Raw genomic sequence first — 16,150 nt, 5'->3', positions numbered from 1 at the left:
AGTTGAGTTTATGGCGCCTTCAGATACACATCCCGGTACTTTTGCCAAAGATGATGTAGAAATTATTGCACGCGAAACACTCTATAAAGGTTTTTTTTCACTACAACGTTACCGATTTCGCCACCGTCTGTTCAACGGCGGCATGAGCGGCGAAGTCAGCCGGGAAATTCTGGAGCGTGGTCATGCCGTGGTGCTGTTGCCCTATGATCCGGTGCGTGACGAAGTGGTATTGATAGAACAGATTCGCATCGCCGCCTATGACACCAGCGTGTCGCCGTGGTTGTTCGAACTGGTTGCCGGCATGATTGAGCCGGGCGAAAGTCACGAAGAGGTTGCGCGCCGCGAAGCGCAGGAAGAAGCGGGGCTGGTGGTGCAACGTTGTCACCCGGCTATCAATTATCTGGCTAGCCCCGGCGGCACCAGTGAGCGTCTGGCTATCTGGGTCGGTGAGGTGGATGCGCGCACTGCCAGCGGTATTCATGGGCTGGCGGAGGAAAACGAAGATATCCGCGTGCATGTGGTCAGCCGCGAGCAGAGTTATCAGTGGGTTGAGCAAGGGATTATTGACAACGCCGCCTCTGTCATTGCCTTGCAATGGTTGGCATTGCACCATGAGGCATTAAAAAAAGCCTGGGTGGACGGATAATGAAACGTTATACCCCTGATTTTCCGGAAATGATGCGGCTGAGTGAGCTGAACTTCGCGCAGCTACGCCGTTTGCTGCCCCGCAATGAAGAGGTAGGGGCCGCAGTGGTTTATCAGGTCCATAACGCCAGCTACCGTTTAACCATTCTGGAATCGACGCGATATACCGCACTGGTGGAGATCCAGCAGATTGCGCCGTCGGTCAGTTACTGGAGCCTGCCGACGATGGTGGTGCGGCTGTATTACGATGCGATGGTTGCGGAAGTGTGTTCCAGTCAGCAGATCTTCCGCTTTAAGGCACGTTATGATTATCCGAATAAGAAGTTACATCAACGTGATGAAAAGCATCAGATTAATCAGTTTCTTGCCGACTGGCTAAGATATTGCCTGGCGTGTGGTTCAATGTCGGTCCCTGTGTGTTAGAGCGTTGAGATTGCAGGGGCGTTGGCCGTGTTTTCTGGCCCATTTTTTAGGTCTTAACCCATCGGGGTCGCTGTAAGCAGCGTTAGCGCTGGTTTATCATTAATCCCCGCTCGCTGTTTTAGCTGCAATGCGGATTATTTAAGGGTATGGACCGATTTGTTCGGCAGATTGCAAAGACCCAAGGACACTATTTGGAAAGCCTGTTGACACTTCCTGTGGCGCGTGGGGCCAGAATCAGGATTTTACAAATAACAGATACCCACCTTTTTGCCGACGAGCAGGGGACTCTGCTGGGCGTAAATACTTACCGTAGCTATCAGGCGGTGCTGAATGCCATCGCCGCCCAACAATATGACGTCGATCTGATTACCGCCACAGGCGATTTGGCACAGGATCATACGCAGGATGCCTACACGCATTTTGCTAATGGTATCCGTCGTTTTAATGCGCCTTGCGTCTGGTTACCCGGAAACCATGACTTCCAGCCCGCCATGGTGGATGTGTTGGCCCGGTCGGGGATTGCACCTTCCAAACATGTGCTATTGGGCGAGGGTTGGCAGGTGATCCTGCTGGATAGTCAGGTGTTTGGCGTGCCGCACGGCGAACTGAGTGAATACCAACTGGAATGGCTGGAGCGCAGCCTGCAAAGTCAGCCGGAGCGCCATACCTTGCTGATGCTGCACCATCATCCATTGCCGTCAGGCTGTACCTGGCTGGATCAGCACAGCCTGCGCAATGCTCACAGTCTGGATGCGTTGCTGGCTCGTTTTACGCGGGTGCGAACTGTACTGTGCGGTCATATTCATCAGGAAATGGATCTGGACTGGAACGGTCGCCGCTTGCTGGCGACGCCATCGACCTGTGTGCAGTTCAAGCCGCATTGCACGACTTTTACCATCGATAATTCTATGCCTGGCTGGCGCTATCTGGAATTGTTGCCGGATGGCGGAGTGGAAACTCAGGTATGTCGTCTTGAGGGGAATGAATTTCTACCAGATATGGATGCGGACGGTTACTGATGCCCACTCTGCTTTATCTTCACGGTTTCAATAGCTCGCCGTTGTCGGCGAAAGCGTCGGCGTTGCAGCAGTGGCTGGCGCAGCAGCATCCCCATATTGAGATGCTGGTGCCGCAATTGCCGCCTTACCCGGCGGACGCGGCGGAACTGATGGAGCAACTGGTCATGGAGCGAGCCGGGCGACCGCTCGGTCTGGTCGGGTCGTCGTTGGGCGGTTATTACGCCACCTGGTTGTCTCAGTGTTTTCGCCTGCCGGCGGTGGTGGTCAACCCCGCGGTGCGGCCTTATGAACTGTTGCTTGATTTCCTGGGTCAGCAGCAGAACCCCTATACCGGCGAGCAATATGTGTTAGAGTCACGGCACATTTACGATCTCAAGGTGATGCAGGTCGAGCCGCTGGAATCTCCGGATTTACTATGGTGCCTGCTGCAGACCGGGGATGAAGTGCTGGATTACCGTCAGGCCGTCGCTTATTACACAGCGTGTCGTCAGACGGTGGAATCCGGTGGTAATCACACGTTTGTAGGGTTTGAACACTACTTTACGCCGATTATCGACTTCCTCGGATTGACAGCGGACTGACTCATTTCGGCGCTGCTGCGATGACCAGTTGGTGCCACTCATCACCTTTATCCCGTTATGTCAGGCTGGTCAACGCGCTTTGATGGCGTTTTCATCCTGATAATCGGCGCTTGGCGTGGTGCCTGCGCCACGTATAATCGCGGGATATCGTCTTACTTTCAAACAACGACAACATTCATTCTAACCATGACGCAATCAAGTTATAACGCTGATGCGATTGAAGTCCTCAGCGGGCTGGAGCCAGTGCGCCGCCGTCCGGGGATGTATACCGATACCACCCGTCCCAACCATCTGGGACAAGAGGTGATTGACAACAGCGTTGACGAAGCGCTGGCCGGTCACGCCCGGCGCATTGACGTGATCCTGCATCCTGATCAATCGCTGGAAGTGATTGACGACGGGCGCGGAATGCCGGTGGATATCCACCCGGAAGAGGGCGTCCCTGCCGTCGAACTGATTCTGTGCCGCCTACATGCCGGGGGCAAATTCTCCAACAAGAATTACCAGTTTTCCGGCGGCTTGCACGGCGTGGGGATTTCTGTCGTCAATGCGCTGTCCAACCGGGTGGAAGTCACGGTGCGCCGCGATGGTCAGGTTTACGACATCGCTTTTGAAAATGGCGACAAAGTACAGGATTTGACGGTGACCGGCACCTGCGGACGCCGTAACACCGGCACCAGGGTGCGGTTCTGGCCGGATGCGACCTTCTTCGACAGCCCACGGTTTTCCGTGTTGTCCCTGACGCATTTGCTGAAAGCTAAGGCGGTGCTGTGTCCGGGCGTTGAAATTGTCTTCAAAGACGGCGTAAACGACACCGAGCAACGTTGGTGTTATCAGGGTGGGTTGAGCGATTACCTGTGCGAAGCGGTCAACGGCCTGCCGACGCTGCCGGAAAAACCGTTCGTCGGCGCTATCCCCGGTGATACCGAAGCGGTGGAGTGGGCGTTGCTGTGGTTGCCGGAAGGCGGTGAGCTGCTGACCGAAAGTTACGTTAACCTGATCCCGACCATGCAAGGCGGCACCCACGTCAACGGATTGCGACAAGGGTTGCTCGATGCGATGCGTGAGTTTTGCGAATTCCGCAATATACTGCCGCGCGGCGTCAAGCTCAGTGCTGAAGACATCTGGGAGCGCTGCGCTTATGTGTTATCGCTGAAGATGCAGGACCCGCAGTTTGCCGGGCAGACCAAAGAGCGGTTGTCGTCGCGCCAGTCGGCGGCATTTGTCTCCGGCGTGGTCAAAGACGCGTTCAGCCTGTGGCTGAACCAGAATGTGCAGGCGGCGGAGCAACTGGCGGAGATGGCTATCTCCAGCGCCCAGCGTCGTATGCGTGCGGCCAAGAAAGTGGTGCGTAAGAAATTGACCAGTGGCCCGGCGTTGCCCGGTAAGCTGGCGGATTGCACCTCGCAGGATCTGAGCAAGACCGAGCTGTTTCTGGTGGAAGGGGATTCAGCAGGCGGCTCCGCCAAGCAGGCACGTGACCGTGAATATCAGGCGATCATGCCGCTCAAGGGGAAGATCCTCAACACCTGGGAAGTGTCGTCGGACGAGGTGCTGGCATCGCAGGAAGTGCATGATATTTCGGTGGCGATCGGCATCGATCCAGACAGTGGCGATCTGAGCCAACTGCGTTACGGCAAAATCTGTATTCTGGCGGATGCGGATTCGGACGGGTTACACATTGCCACGCTGCTGTGTGCGCTGTTCGTGCGCCACTTCCGCGCGCTGGTGCAGGGCGGCCATGTTTATGTCGCTATGCCGCCGTTGTATCGTATCGACCTCGGCAAAGAGGTGTATTACGCGCTGGATGAAGAAGAGAAAGCCGGCATTCTGGAACAGCTCAAACGCAAGAAAGGCAAGCCTAACGTCCAGCGTTTCAAAGGGTTGGGTGAAATGAACCCGATGCAGTTGCGTGAGACCACGCTGGACCCCAACACCCGCCGTTTGGTGCAGCTCACCATCAATGAACAGGACATTGAGCAGACGCTGGCGACCATGGATATGCTGTTGGCGAAAAAGCGTTCTGAAGATCGCCGCAACTGGCTCCAGGAGAAGGGCGACAAGGCCGAGCTTGACGTCTGATCGCCGCAGATGACGTGCTGTCTTGCGGGAAGACCTGCGCGGTGAAGCCAGGGCTGGGGTGCGTCCGGGCGAGCCAGTCAGTGTGTAGATGATGCACAGACTGACGCATGAAAATAGAGAGTTTTGAACATGGCGACACGCCACGGTTTAAGGATTATCAATGAGTGACATGACTCATGACGGCGCAGAGCGTCTTGCGCTGCACACATTTACTGAGAATGCCTACCTCAACTACTCCATGTACGTCATCATGGATCGGGCGCTCCCCTTTATTGGCGACGGACTCAAGCCGGTTCAGCGTCGTATCGTGTATGCGATGTCCGAACTGGGGCTGAGCGCCAGCGCCAAATTCAAAAAATCTGCCCGTACGGTGGGCGACGTGCTGGGTAAATATCATCCACATGGCGACAGCGCTTGTTACGAAGCGATGGTGCTGATGGCGCAACCCTTCTCCTACCGCTACCCGCTGGTGGACGGTCAGGGTAACTGGGGGGCGCCGGATGACCCCAAATCGTTCGCCGCCATGCGTTATACCGAGTCTCGTTTGTCGAAGTATGCCGAAGTGCTGCTGGGCGAGCTGGGGCAGGGCACGGTGGATTATGTGCCGAACTTTGACGGCACGTTGCAGGAGCCGAAGATGCTGCCTGCCCGTCTGCCTAACATTCTGCTCAATGGCACCACCGGCATCGCGGTCGGTATGGCGACCGATATTCCGCCGCATAACGTGCGTGAGGTGGCGGCAGCGGCAATGGCGTTGATTGATGAGCCGGACACGCCGTTGGAGGCACTGCTGCGTCACGTTCAAGGACCGGATTTCCCGACCGAAGCGGAAATCATCACCCCGCGCGACGAAATTCGCAAAATGTACGAAAGTGGCCGTGGTTCGGTGCGTATGCGGGCGGTATGGAAAAAAGAGGACGGCAGTGTGGTGATCACCGCGTTGCCGCATCAGGTTTCGGGTGCACGGGTGCTGGAGCAGATCGCCAGCCAGATGCGCGCCAAGAAACTTCCGATGATCGACGATCTGCGCGATGAGTCCGATCATGAGAACCCAACCCGGCTGGTGCTGGTGCCGCGTTCCAACCGCATCGATCTGGATCAGGTAATGAACCACCTGTTCGCCACTACCGATCTGGAAAAAAGCTACCGCATCAACATGAACATGATCGGTCTGGATGGTCGCCCCGGCGTGAAAGGGCTGCGAGAAATCCTGATCGAGTGGCTGGCGTTCCGACGCGACACCGTGCGTCGTCGTCTGAACTTCCGGCTGGATAAGGTCCTTAAGCGTCTGCATATTCTGGAAGGTTTGTTGATTGCGTTCCTGAATATCGATGACGTTATCCATATCATCCGCAACGAAGATGAACCAAAGCCGGTGCTGATGGCAAAGTTCGGCCTGAGCGACACCCAGGCTGAAGCCATTCTGGAACTGAAACTGCGTCATCTGGCCAAGCTGGAAGAGGTGAAGATTCGCGGTGAGCAGGACGATCTGGCTAAAGAGCGCGATCAAATTCAGGCGTTGCTGGCCTCAGAGCGCAAGATGAACACCCTGCTGAAAAAAGAGATTCAGGAAGATGCCAAAGCCTACGGCGATGAGCGCCGTTCGCCGTTGCATGAGCGCGGCGAAGCCAAAGCCATGAGCGAGCATGATTTGTCGCCGTCTGAACCGGTGACTATCGTGCTGTCGGAAATGGGCTGGGTGCGGAGTGCCAAGGGGCACGACATCGACCCGTCCGGTCTGAGTTATAAAGCGGGCGACGCTTATCGTGCCGCTGCCCGCGGCAAGAGCAACCAGCCGGTGGTGTTCATGGATTCTACCGGGCGCAGTTATGCGCTGGACCCGCTCACGCTGCCATCGGCGCGTGGTCAGGGCGAACCGCTGACCGGTAAGCTGACGTTGCCGCCGGGTGCCGCTATTGAGCAGGTATTGATGGCATCAGATAACCAGCGGTTGTTGCTGGCCTCTGACGCCGGTTACGGCTTTATCTGTACCTTTGCCGATCTGGTAGCGCGCAATCGGGTAGGGAAAGCGGTGCTGACCCTGCCGGATAACGCGCGGGTGTTGCCGCCGTTGGAACTGCAGCGTGACGATGACCTGTTGCTGACCGTCACTGCTGCCGGTCGTATGCTGCTGTTCCCGGTCGCCGACCTGCCGGAGTTGTCTAAGGGCAAGGGCAATAAGATCGTCTCAATCCCCGCAGCGCAGCTTGCCAGCGGCGATGATCGGATATTGTGGCTGATGGCGATTGCGCCGCAATCCTCCGTTACGCTGTATGCCGGCAAGCGCAAATATTCGTTGCGTCCGGAAGAATTGCAGAAGTTTCAGGCCAGCCGGGGTTGTAAAGGCACGGCGCTGCCGCGTGGTTTGCAGCGAGTTGATCGCATCGAGGTTGACGCGCCAATTGGCATTGTGAATGTCGATAGTAGCGAAGAATAATCTTTCTTGCGCAGGATCACAGCCCGCCGTTGCGTGCGGCGGGCTGTGATCGAGGCATACCTTCTTTCCAGTGGGTACCGACGCGGAGATGGCATTTCCCGTCGCGGTTCCTTTTCGTCATTCCCTGTCCGTCCGGTGGCTGCTTTCGGGTAGAGAACAGGGTCTGCTGTGGCAAGGTTCGCCGTGTGTTTTAGCGCGAAGCCGTTATACTAGCGGCGGCTGTTGGCTAATGAGGTTGTTATGTTATTCATTTTCCGCTTTTTGGTGGTGACGGTTTTTTCCGTAGTGGTTTGCCTGGCTGGGTTTGTCTATTGCCTGTTTACGCCGAGAGATCCCCGTCATGTTGCCCGGTTTGGTCGTCTGTTCGGACATCTGTCGGTGGTATTTGGTCTTAAGGTGGAGCTGCGTTATCCGCACGCTGCCGACTTTGACGGCAACTGCATCTATATCGCCAATCATCAGAACAACTACGACATGGTGACGGCAGCGAATGTGGTGATGCCGCGTACCGTAACGGTAGGCAAGAAGAGTCTGGTGTGGATACCGTTTTTCGGTCCGTTGTACTGGTTGTCTGGCAACTTGTTGATTGACCGGGATAATAAAGCCAAAGCGCATAGCACCATCTCACAGGTGGTGGAGCATATTAAAGAGCGCAATATTTCGGTGTGGATGTTTCCGGAAGGCACACGAAGCCGTGGGCGCGGCTTGATGCCGTTCAAAACCGGCGCTTTCCATGCCGCGATTGCCGCCGGGGTGCCGGTAGTGCCTATCTGTGTGTCCAGCACTCACAACAAAGTGAAACTAAACCGCTGGAACAACGGCCATGTGATTGTTGAGATATTGCCGCCGGTGGATTGCAGTGCCTACGGAAAAGATCAAGTACGTGAACTGGCGGCTTATTGCCATGACCTGATGGCGGCGAAAATTGCCCAGTTGGACGCTGAAGTCGCGCAACGTGAAGCGGCGGAAAAACGCTGAACCAACGCGAGCAGGTACGGTAAGCGTGCGGGAAGCATTACGGCCTGAAATGGAATAAAGGGTTGAACAGGTTTTGGGAGTCATTATGTCATTGAGTCGGCGTCAGTTTATTCAGGCATCGGGTATTGCGCTATGCGCGGGTGCAATGCCGCTGACCGCCAGAGCCGATGGCGGGAAAAACCCTCTTCCCGTTCCACCTTTGCTGGAGTCCCGTCGAGGGCAGCCGGTCTTTCTGACTATGCAACGGGCGCACTGGTCATTCTCCGGCGAGCGAAAAAATCCGGTATGGGGATTTAACGGTCGTTATCTTGGCCCGACGGTACGCGTGTTCAGTGATGATGATGCGAAGCTGGTCTACAGCAACCGTCTTAATGAGCCGGTGGCGATGACCGTGAGCGGTTTACAGGTTCCGGGGTCGTTGATGGGCGGTGCGGGCCGTATGATTCAGCCGAATATGGACTGGTCGCCAGTGCTGCCGGTTCGTCAGGCGGCGGCCACCTGCTGGTATCACGCCAATACGCCCAATCGCATGGCGCCTCACGTCTATAACGGCCTGGCTGGCCTGTGGCTGGTGGAGGACAACCTCAGCAAGTCGCTGCCGATTCCCAATCATTACGGCGTGGATGATTTCCCGCTGATTATTCAGGATAAGCGCCTGGATAATTTCGGCGCGCCATTGTACAACCCGCCGGCCAACGGCGGCTTCATCGGGGATACGTTGCTGGTGAACGGCGCACAGAACCCGTATGTGGAGGTCTCCCGCGGCTGGGTACGTCTGCGCCTGCTCAATGCTTCCAACGCCCGCCGCTATGTGATGCGTATGAGCGACGGACGACCGATGAGCCTTATCGCCAACGATCAAGGTTTTCTGCCCGCGCCGATGGCGCTAAATCAGCTTTCGCTGGCGCCCGGCGAGCGCCGCGAAGTGTTGATCGATATGTCTCAGGGCGACGAGGTGACATTGACCGCCGGCGAGTCCGCCAGCATCATGCAGCGGCTGCGTGGCTTGTTCGAACCTTCGACTATTCTGGTGTCTTCAGCGGTATTAACTTTGCGGCCTACCGGCCTGATGCCGCTGGTGACCAACACCCTGCCGATGCGCTTACTAACCGATAATCTGATTGACGGTGCAGTCAGCCGGACGCGTGAATTCCGCCTCGGTGATAGCCTGCCTGGCATCAATGGCGCGGTGTGGGACATGAGCCGCGTGGATGTACAAACACAGGTCGGGCGTTATGAGCGTTGGATCGTTCATGCCGATCAACCGCAGCCTTTTCATATTCAAGGGGCGGCGTTTTTGGTACGCAGCGTGAACGGTGGCCTGACTCCACCGGAAGACAGCGGCTGGAAAGATACGGTGTGGGTGGAAAATGATGTCGAACTGCTGGTGTATTTCAGCCAGTTCTCCACGTCGCAGTTCCCGTTTCTGTATTACAGCCATACGCTGGAAATGGCGGACCGCGGCTCTACCGGCCAACTGGTGGTTCAGCCCTGATGCCCGCGCTCAGGGCGCGGGGCACCATAACACAATCGATTTGAACACAATCGATTTGGTATCAGTCTTTGCGCGGCGCATCGGTACGTGGTTGATCCGGGTCCGGTCCCAGTCGCTTGCCGCAATCGAGCGCAGCCATGTCGCTCAACTCTTCTTTCTCCAGCCGGAAATCAAACACCGCGAAATTTTCCCGAATACGCGCCGGTGTAACGGATTTAGGGATCACCACCAAACCGTTGTCCAGGTGCCAGCGAATCACGATCTGCGCCGGTGTCTTGTCGTATTTTTTCGCCAGCGCGTGGATCACCGGGTGGTCAAATAGGCCTTCTCCGCCTTGCGCCAGCGGACTCCAGGATTCGGTCTGAATGTAATGTGTGGTGTTCCAGGTATGCAACATGCGCTGTTGGAAAAGTGGATGCAGTTCTACCTGATTGATGACCGGCATTACACCCGTTTCCTCTTTCAGGCGTTGCAGATGGTGAGGGTTGAAGTTGCAGACGCCGACGCTTTTCGCCAAGCCCTGCTCCTTGAGATTGAGTAATCCGCGCCAGGCTTCAACGTAGGTATTCTGCTCCGGCAGCGGCCAATGGATCAGATACAGGTCAACGTACTCCAGTTGCAGTTTGCGCAGACTTTCCTCCAGCGCCTGACGCGGATGCGCCTGATCGCTGTTCCATAGTTTGGTGGTGATGAAAATATCGCTGCGCGGGATAGCCGTTGCTTGTAACGCTTTGCCGACGCCCACTTCGTTTTTATAAATGGCGGCGGTATCAATGGCGCGATAACCGATATTCAGGGCTTCGGTAACGGCGGCGGTGGCTTGCTCATTGCTGGCTTGCCAGACGCCAAGACCCAGTTGGGGCATGATATTGCCGTCAGCCAGTTTGACCAGAGGTTGCATTGTCATGTCATTCTCCTTGTTGTGCGCCTTCAGCGCCTGGCCGTGGAGGAGTCTGGCGGCGTGGCGGCAAGATAGCGATGAGAGAACAACGCCGCCAAAACGGCGGCGTATCGGGATGGTTTTTCACACCAAAATTGATCTTTCACCTCAGACAGTGCCTGCACGCCTGTCGCGGCACTGTCTTAAGTATAGTCGAAAAGTCAGTCTGGCGGGGTTAGCGGGCGGCCTCATACACGCGTTTGCTGATATCCAGCGAGATGTCCTGGCGCTCACCCAACGCAGTCATGCCGTGCTCGTTGAGCTTCGCCACCATCGCCGGAATAGAACTGCCATCTAACTGGTAGTCTGACAAGCGGGTCGGTACGCCCATCTGCTCGAAGAAGGCACGGGTGGCGGCGATCGCACCATCAATACGTTGATCTTCTGAACCGTCACGCAGGTTCCAGACGCGCTCGGCGTATTGCAGCAGCTTTTCACGTTTCTGGACGCGGCGCTCATTGAGCATGGCCGGTAGTACGATAGCCAGCGTCTGAGCGTGATCCAGCCCATGCATGGCGGTGATCTCATGGCCCAGCATGTGGGTAGACCAGTCTTGCGGTACGCCGGCACCGATAAGGCCGTTGAGCGCCATGGTGGCACTCCACATTACGTTGGCGCGCACATCATAGTTTTGCTGCTCTTTCAGCGCACGCGGACCTTCTTCAATCAGCGTCAGCAACAGACCTTCGGCGAAGCGATCCTGTACTTTGGCATTCACCGGGTAGGTCAGGTACTGCTCGACGGTATGGACGAAAGCATCCACTACGCCGTTGGCTATCTGACGTTCAGGCAAGGTATAGGTGACGACCGGGTCGAGCACTGCAAAGCGCGGACATACCAGCGGATTCATGAACGCCTGTTTGTCACCGCTGCTCTTACGGGTGATCACTGCGCCACTGTTGGATTCAGAACCCGTCGCCGGCAGGGTCAGCACCACGCCCAGCGGAATGGCGGTGTCGATATGCGCGCCCCAGGTTTGCAGGATGTGCCAGGGGTCGTCAGCGGCGGTGTAGTGTGCCGCCGCTGCGATGAATTTAGTGCCATCTGCCACCGAACCGCCGCCTACGGCCAGCAGGAAGTCGATTTTTTCCTTGCGGACAATCTCCACTGCTTTCATGAGCGTTTCGTAGGTGGGGTTGGGTTCAATACCGGAAAACTCCAGTACGTTACGGCCTTTCAACGCGTTGGTCACCTGATCAAACACGCCGTTTTTCTTGATGCTGCCGCCGCCGTAGGTGACAAGAATACGGGCATCTGCCGGTATCTGGTCAGCCAGCCCGGCGATTTGTCCTTCGCCGAACAGGATTTTGGTTGGGGTATGAAGCGTAAAGTTCTGCATGGTTAACTCCCTTATAGTATTACTGGTCCACAGTACTACTGGTCCAGTTTGAAGCCTTGCTGCAACAACGCAGGCAGGACATGGGGGAAATAGACGTGTTGATAGTAACCGGCGGTATTACTCCCCCAGGCATCGCCATCGCTGCGTCCCGTTTGCTTCCAGTGATTAATCAGGGTGTGATTGTATTGTTCGATTGCTGCCGCCAGCGGCCCGGTGCGGTAAACCTCTTCATGACGAAAGGTTTCCAGCGGCAGGCGTGGTTTCTGGTGCGCAGGTTTATCTACGTAGCCCAATACCAGCCCTGCCACCGGGAATGTCAGCGACGGCAGTTCCAGCAGTTCGATCATCGCTTGCGGATTACGGCGCACACCGCCTATCGGTACGATGCCAAGACCAAAGGAGTGCGCAGCAGCGATCAAGGTACCCAGCGCGATACCCACATCGGTTGCACCAGAAATAATGCTTTCAACACTCTCATGCGCGTGCTGCGTGTTGCCGCTCATGGCGATGCCGGTTGCGGTTTTATGCATGTCCAGCACCAGCGTGAGGAATACCGGAGCCTGTGCAATCCAGGGCTGCCCCCCTGCCAGCTCTGCGATGCGGGCGCGCCGCGCCGGGTCGCGGACCACTACGATGGAAACTTGCTGTGAATTCACCGACGTAGGCGCCAGATGTGCGCTGTCGATAATGGCGGACAGCACCTCTTCCGGAATGGGTTTATCCAGATAACTGCGTTCGCTGCGGTGCTGTGTGAGTAGCTCAATAGTGTGATTCATGCGGATTCCTTGTTATACATGGCAGAAGTGAAACCATGCTGACCACAATGGTGTGGCGATGGATTTTATTCTCGGCTGCTACTGGTATTCCAGCAATGCTCATTTCTCGCTATGTATTGCCTGTTTCTGCAAGAATCCGTAGAAAAGGGTGATTCTATTGCCGGGATATGTCACTTTATTTCGGTTGTCAGTAAGAGATGAATACTATGCAGAATCCGAGTTCACGCCAGCGTGTAGTCAATCTGGCGATGTTGCATACCAGAGGGAATGGCGTTAGCCAGACACCGATTCCACAGGTGAGGGTGATTTACGCCGACCGCCACATTGCGCGGGCGCCAGTGCTGTATGACCCTTGCATCGTGATCATTTTTCAGGGGCATAAAGTGGGGTATATGGGCGACAAAGTCTTCCAGTATGACCCGGATAACTACCTGCTGATGACGGTGCCGCTGCCGTTCGAGTGTGAAAATTTTGCCAGCCCGGAAAATCCGCTGGTCGGTATTTCCATTCGGGTGGATATCCCAATGCTACAAGACCTGTTGATTGAGATGGGTGATGACGGTTGTAACGAAAAACGGCGGCCTGACACCGCTGGTATCAGCAGTGTGCCGCTTAACGAGGCAATCTTGTGTGCGACGGAACGGCTGCTTGAGGCGATGGCGCATCCCCGCGACGCCAGAGTGCTGGGTCCGTGGATTGTGCGTGAAGTGCTTTATCATGTGTTGTGCGGACCTTGCGGCGATTCACTGCAAGCGCTGATGAACCGCTACAGCCATTTCAGCCAGATTGCCCGTGCGCTGCGCTATATCGAAAATCATTACGCAGAGAACCTGAGCGTGGAGCGTCTGGCACTGGAAGTGAACATGAGTGTGTCGGCGTTTCACCATAACTTCAAGGCGGTGACCAACACATCACCGGTGCAGTACCTGAAGTCTTACCGGTTGCACAAGGCACGTTTATTGATGGTGCATGACGGGTTGAAGGCGAATACGGCGTCAATGCAGGTAGGTTATGAAAGCCCTTCGCAGTTCAGCCGCGAGTTCAAGCGCTTCTTTGGTGCTACGCCGGGTGATGAAGTGAACCGGCTACGTTCAGGAGCGGGTATGGTGGAGAGCAACTAAATTGCCTGGCGTTGGCGTGATCAGCACACGCCAACTCGCACAGTACGTACCGTTTGCTACGCCGTTTTTTCTCAGGCCATAGCGCGTTTTTTACGCCAGACTACCAGCAACATCCCCACCAGACCGCTCAATAGCAGCACCAGCGGCAGGATGCACAAAACGGTCATGAACTGGTCTTCATAACGCTTCACCAGCGGAATCTGGCTGAGGGAGTAACCCATGGTAATGATGCCGGTGACCCACAGAAAACCGCTCAGCCAGTTGAAAATCTGAAAGCGGGTGCTGTTGAGTCCAGAAATGCCGGCGATGGTTGGCAGCAGAGTGCGTACAAACGCCAGAAAACGGCCTGCCAGCAGCGCAGCCAACCCATGCTGCTGGAACAGATTGTGGGTACGTTGGTGATACTGGTCTGGCAACTGGTGTAACCATTTCTTCACCAGCGGGGTGTCGCCCAGCCAGCGCCCTTGCAGGTAGCTCAACCAGCAACCGAGACTGGCAGCCACGGTCAGCATGATTGTGGCGGGAATGAAGCTCATCACGCCTTTGGCGATCAGCGCACCGCTCAACAATAACAGGCTGTCGCCCGGCAGGAAGGAAGCAGGCAATAACCCATTTTCAAGAAACAGGGTGGTAAACAGCACGCCATAAACCCACCATATCACCTGTGGATTGGACAGTACGCTGAAGTCTTGCTGCCACAGCGCCTGGATTATTTCATGAACAACACTCATATTTCATCCTGTCTGGTTTTTGTAACCCCTGAAGCCGCGTCACTACGCCGCGCTGAGCCGGAAAAACGAGCATCAGAATAGGGTAAAATAGGGTAAAAAAGGTAAACACATTCTCATCGTTGTTGCTGTTCATCATATACGTTTTGCCTGATTTACCACAGTAGCATCAGGGGGCCGGTAAGGTAGTGGCGTCACATTTCCTGCAATCTCCTGAAACCTGCGTCCAGGTCGGCTTCCAGATCGTCGCAATCTTCCAGGCCGATATGCAACCGTATCAGCGTACCGGTAAAGTCAACACCGCCAGCCGGGCGAATCGCCGCCAGTTCTTGCGGCTGGTTAGCCAGAATCAGCGATTCGAAGCCACCCCAGGAATAGGCCATGTGAAAGTGGTTGAAATGGTCAAGATAATGAGCCAGTTGTGCTCTGCTCAGTTGCTCTTTCAGTACAAACGAGAACAGACCGTTACTGCCGCTAAAGTCCCGTACGAAGAATTCATGCCCTTTGCAACTGGGGAGCGCCGGATGATTCACCGTCGCCACTTCCGGGCGATTCGCCAGCCAGCGCGCTATGCGCAGGCCGTTTTCCTGATGCTGCTGCAACCGGACCTGGAGCGTGCGCAGTCCGCGGCTGGCCATGTAAGCGCTGTCGGCGTCGGCCATTTGCCCCATCAGGTAAGACTGCTCGCGTAGTTGGTCCCAACAGCGCGTGTTGGCGACGGCGGTGCCAATCATGGTGTCGGAGTGACCGCAGATATATTTGGTGCCGGACTGAATTGAGATGTCTACGCCAAGGTCAAGCGGGCGGAACAACACGCCGGCAGCCCAGGTGTTATCGATGATAATCACGATATCCGGGTTAACGCGACGAACCGCCGCAACAATCGCTGGAACATCCTGCACTTCCATGGTGATGGAACCGGGTGATTCCAGAAATACCACTCTGGTATTGGGTTGGATCAGGCTGGCGATGTTCCCGCCAATCATGGGATCGAAAAAGGTGGTGCTGATGTTCATTTTGCTCAGCACGTTGTTACACAGATCCTGCGTCGGTTCGTAAGCGGAACCGGTGACCAGCAGGTGATCGCCCGCCGAGACAAATGAGACGATGGCGTTGGCAGTCGCTGCTGCGCCGCAGGGGTACAGCGCGCAGCCCGCGCCGCCTTCCAGTTCGGTCATGGCGTCCTGAAAGGCGAAATGGGTCAGGGTGCCGCGACGGCCATAAAACAAGGCACCCTTGGCACGGTTGATAGCAGCCTGTTTCTTATCCTGTACGCTGTCGAATACCAGTGAAGAGGCACGTTGAATCACCGGGTTGACTGCCCCTTGGGTGACGCGCTTGCTGCGCCCGGCGGCCACCATCGCGGTGGCGATTTTTTTACTCGTCATACGGCGTTACCTGTAGCTCAAACATTCCTTGCGTCCATATCTCTGTACGTTATCACGGCTGTAAGCATAGGGGGCGGCTTTTATTGTTAAGATGAAAATGTTTTAAGATGAAAATGTTACTGACGCGATGTCAAGCATGGAGCAAGATGACGGCGTTGGGGAAAATCGCGCAGTAAAATGTGCAAATAATAATGAGAA

General features: G+C 55.9%; 14 protein-coding genes. 9 read left to right on the top strand and 5 right to left on the bottom strand.

Going from position 1 to position 16,150, the window contains the following annotated elements:
• The first annotated feature begins 10 nt into the window (after window positions 1–10).
• The 8 genes from nudF to ftsP all read left to right on the top strand — a co-directional run bounded on the left by nudF (window position 11) and on the right by ftsP (window position 9,660).
• Window positions 11–646, top strand: coding sequence for an ADP-ribose diphosphatase (gene nudF, locus Dpoa569_RS18025; RefSeq protein WP_146411624.1), 636 nt, complete (start codon window positions 11–13; stop codon window positions 644–646).
• Window positions 646–1,068, top strand: coding sequence for a DUF1249 family protein (locus tag Dpoa569_RS18020; RefSeq protein ID WP_042868020.1), 423 nt, complete (start codon window positions 646–648; stop codon window positions 1,066–1,068). The genes nudF and Dpoa569_RS18020 overlap by 1 nt, the downstream gene beginning before the upstream one ends.
• 191 nt (window positions 1,069–1,259) lie before the next feature.
• Entirely contained in the window at window positions 1,260–2,087 is an 828-nt protein-coding gene (gene cpdA / locus Dpoa569_RS18015) for a 3',5'-cyclic-AMP phosphodiesterase (RefSeq protein WP_042873722.1), read from the top strand.
• Window positions 2,087–2,668, top strand: a complete 582-nt coding sequence (gene yqiA / locus Dpoa569_RS18010; RefSeq protein ID WP_042868023.1) for an esterase YqiA — start codon at window positions 2,087–2,089, stop codon at window positions 2,666–2,668. Before cpdA ends, yqiA begins: the two co-directional genes overlap by 1 nt.
• Before the next feature lie 186 nt (window positions 2,669–2,854).
• Window positions 2,855–4,750: a DNA topoisomerase IV subunit B gene (gene parE / locus Dpoa569_RS18005; protein ID WP_042868025.1), complete on the top strand. Its 1,896-nt coding sequence runs from the start codon at window positions 2,855–2,857 to the stop codon at window positions 4,748–4,750.
• A gap of 160 nt (window positions 4,751–4,910) precedes the next feature.
• Entirely contained in the window at window positions 4,911–7,187 is a 2,277-nt protein-coding gene (parC, locus tag Dpoa569_RS18000; protein WP_042868027.1) for a DNA topoisomerase IV subunit A, read from the top strand.
• A gap of 240 nt (window positions 7,188–7,427) precedes the next feature.
• Window positions 7,428–8,165 carry a 1-acylglycerol-3-phosphate O-acyltransferase gene (locus tag Dpoa569_RS17995; RefSeq protein WP_042868029.1) on the top strand — a complete coding sequence of 246 codons (738 nt, stop codon included), beginning with the start codon at window positions 7,428–7,430 and terminating at the stop codon, window positions 8,163–8,165.
• 85 nt (window positions 8,166–8,250) lie between these two features.
• On the top strand, window positions 8,251–9,660 hold the full coding sequence (ftsP, locus tag Dpoa569_RS17990) for a cell division protein FtsP (protein WP_042868031.1): 1,410 nt from the start codon (window positions 8,251–8,253) through the stop codon (window positions 9,658–9,660).
• A 61-nt stretch (window positions 9,661–9,721) separates the two neighbouring features.
• Here ftsP and dkgA read toward each other — a convergent pair whose 3' ends face one another.
• The 3 genes from dkgA to Dpoa569_RS17975 all read right to left on the bottom strand — a co-directional run bounded on the left by dkgA (window position 9,722) and on the right by Dpoa569_RS17975 (window position 12,715).
• Complete coding sequence (gene dkgA / locus Dpoa569_RS17985) at window positions 9,722–10,567, bottom strand: 2,5-didehydrogluconate reductase DkgA (protein WP_042868033.1); 846 nt, start codon at window positions 10,565–10,567, stop codon at window positions 9,722–9,724.
• A 208-nt stretch (window positions 10,568–10,775) separates the two neighbouring features.
• Window positions 10,776–11,939, bottom strand: coding sequence for an alcohol dehydrogenase (gene yqhD, locus Dpoa569_RS17980; RefSeq protein ID WP_042868035.1), 1,164 nt, complete (start codon window positions 11,937–11,939; stop codon window positions 10,776–10,778).
• Window positions 11,940–11,974: 35 nt separating this feature from the next.
• Window positions 11,975–12,715, bottom strand: a complete 741-nt coding sequence (locus Dpoa569_RS17975; RefSeq protein ID WP_042868037.1) for an NADPH-dependent oxidoreductase — start codon at window positions 12,713–12,715, stop codon at window positions 11,975–11,977.
• A 206-nt stretch (window positions 12,716–12,921) separates the two neighbouring features.
• Between Dpoa569_RS17975 and Dpoa569_RS17970 the strand changes: the two genes are divergently transcribed.
• Window positions 12,922–13,836: an AraC family transcriptional regulator gene (locus Dpoa569_RS17970; RefSeq protein WP_042868038.1), complete on the top strand. Its 915-nt coding sequence runs from the start codon at window positions 12,922–12,924 to the stop codon at window positions 13,834–13,836.
• A gap of 71 nt (window positions 13,837–13,907) precedes the next feature.
• Here Dpoa569_RS17970 and Dpoa569_RS17965 read toward each other — a convergent pair whose 3' ends face one another.
• Window positions 13,908–14,567 (bottom strand): DedA family protein, encoded by a 660-nt coding sequence (locus Dpoa569_RS17965; protein WP_042868040.1) that lies wholly within the window; start codon window positions 14,565–14,567, stop codon window positions 13,908–13,910.
• Between the two features lie 191 nt (window positions 14,568–14,758).
• Entirely contained in the window at window positions 14,759–15,952 is a 1,194-nt protein-coding gene (gene metC, locus Dpoa569_RS17960; RefSeq protein WP_042868042.1) for a cystathionine beta-lyase, read from the bottom strand.
• Window positions 15,953–16,150: the final 198 nt, after the last annotated feature.

Origin of the sequence: Dickeya poaceiphila (assembly GCF_007858975.2) — a bacterium.
In the GTDB taxonomy this organism is placed as follows: domain Bacteria; phylum Pseudomonadota; class Gammaproteobacteria; order Enterobacterales; family Enterobacteriaceae; genus Dickeya; species Dickeya poaceiphila.
Note: the sequence above shows the minus strand (reverse complement) of the source record. Positions and strands in the feature narration are given on the sequence as shown.

Bases quoted from the DNA above. Each gene is read 5' to 3' on its own strand.
- nudF (WP_146411624.1), top strand. From the start codon at position 11: ATGGCGCCTTCAGATACACATCCCGGTACTTTTGCCAAAGATGATGTA.
- Dpoa569_RS18020 (WP_042868020.1), top strand. From the start codon at position 646: ATGAAACGTTATACCCCTGATTTTCCGGAAATGATGCGGCTGAGTGAG.
- yqiA (WP_042868023.1), top strand. From the start codon at position 2,087: ATGCCCACTCTGCTTTATCTTCACGGTTTCAATAGCTCGCCGTTGTCG.
- parE (WP_042868025.1), top strand. From the start codon at position 2,855: ATGACGCAATCAAGTTATAACGCTGATGCGATTGAAGTCCTCAGCGGG.
- parC (WP_042868027.1), top strand. From the start codon at position 4,911: ATGAGTGACATGACTCATGACGGCGCAGAGCGTCTTGCGCTGCACACA.
- Dpoa569_RS17995 (WP_042868029.1), top strand. From the start codon at position 7,428: ATGTTATTCATTTTCCGCTTTTTGGTGGTGACGGTTTTTTCCGTAGTG.
- ftsP (WP_042868031.1), top strand. From the start codon at position 8,251: ATGTCATTGAGTCGGCGTCAGTTTATTCAGGCATCGGGTATTGCGCTA.
- dkgA (WP_042868033.1), bottom strand. From the start codon at position 10,567: ATGACAATGCAACCTCTGGTCAAACTGGCTGACGGCAATATCATGCCC.
- yqhD (WP_042868035.1), bottom strand. From the start codon at position 11,939: ATGCAGAACTTTACGCTTCATACCCCAACCAAAATCCTGTTCGGCGAA.
- Dpoa569_RS17975 (WP_042868037.1), bottom strand. From the start codon at position 12,715: ATGAATCACACTATTGAGCTACTCACACAGCACCGCAGCGAACGCAGT.
- Dpoa569_RS17970 (WP_042868038.1), top strand. From the start codon at position 12,922: ATGCAGAATCCGAGTTCACGCCAGCGTGTAGTCAATCTGGCGATGTTG.
- Dpoa569_RS17965 (WP_042868040.1), bottom strand. From the start codon at position 14,567: ATGAGTGTTGTTCATGAAATAATCCAGGCGCTGTGGCAGCAAGACTTC.
- metC (WP_042868042.1), bottom strand. From the start codon at position 15,952: ATGACGAGTAAAAAAATCGCCACCGCGATGGTGGCCGCCGGGCGCAGC.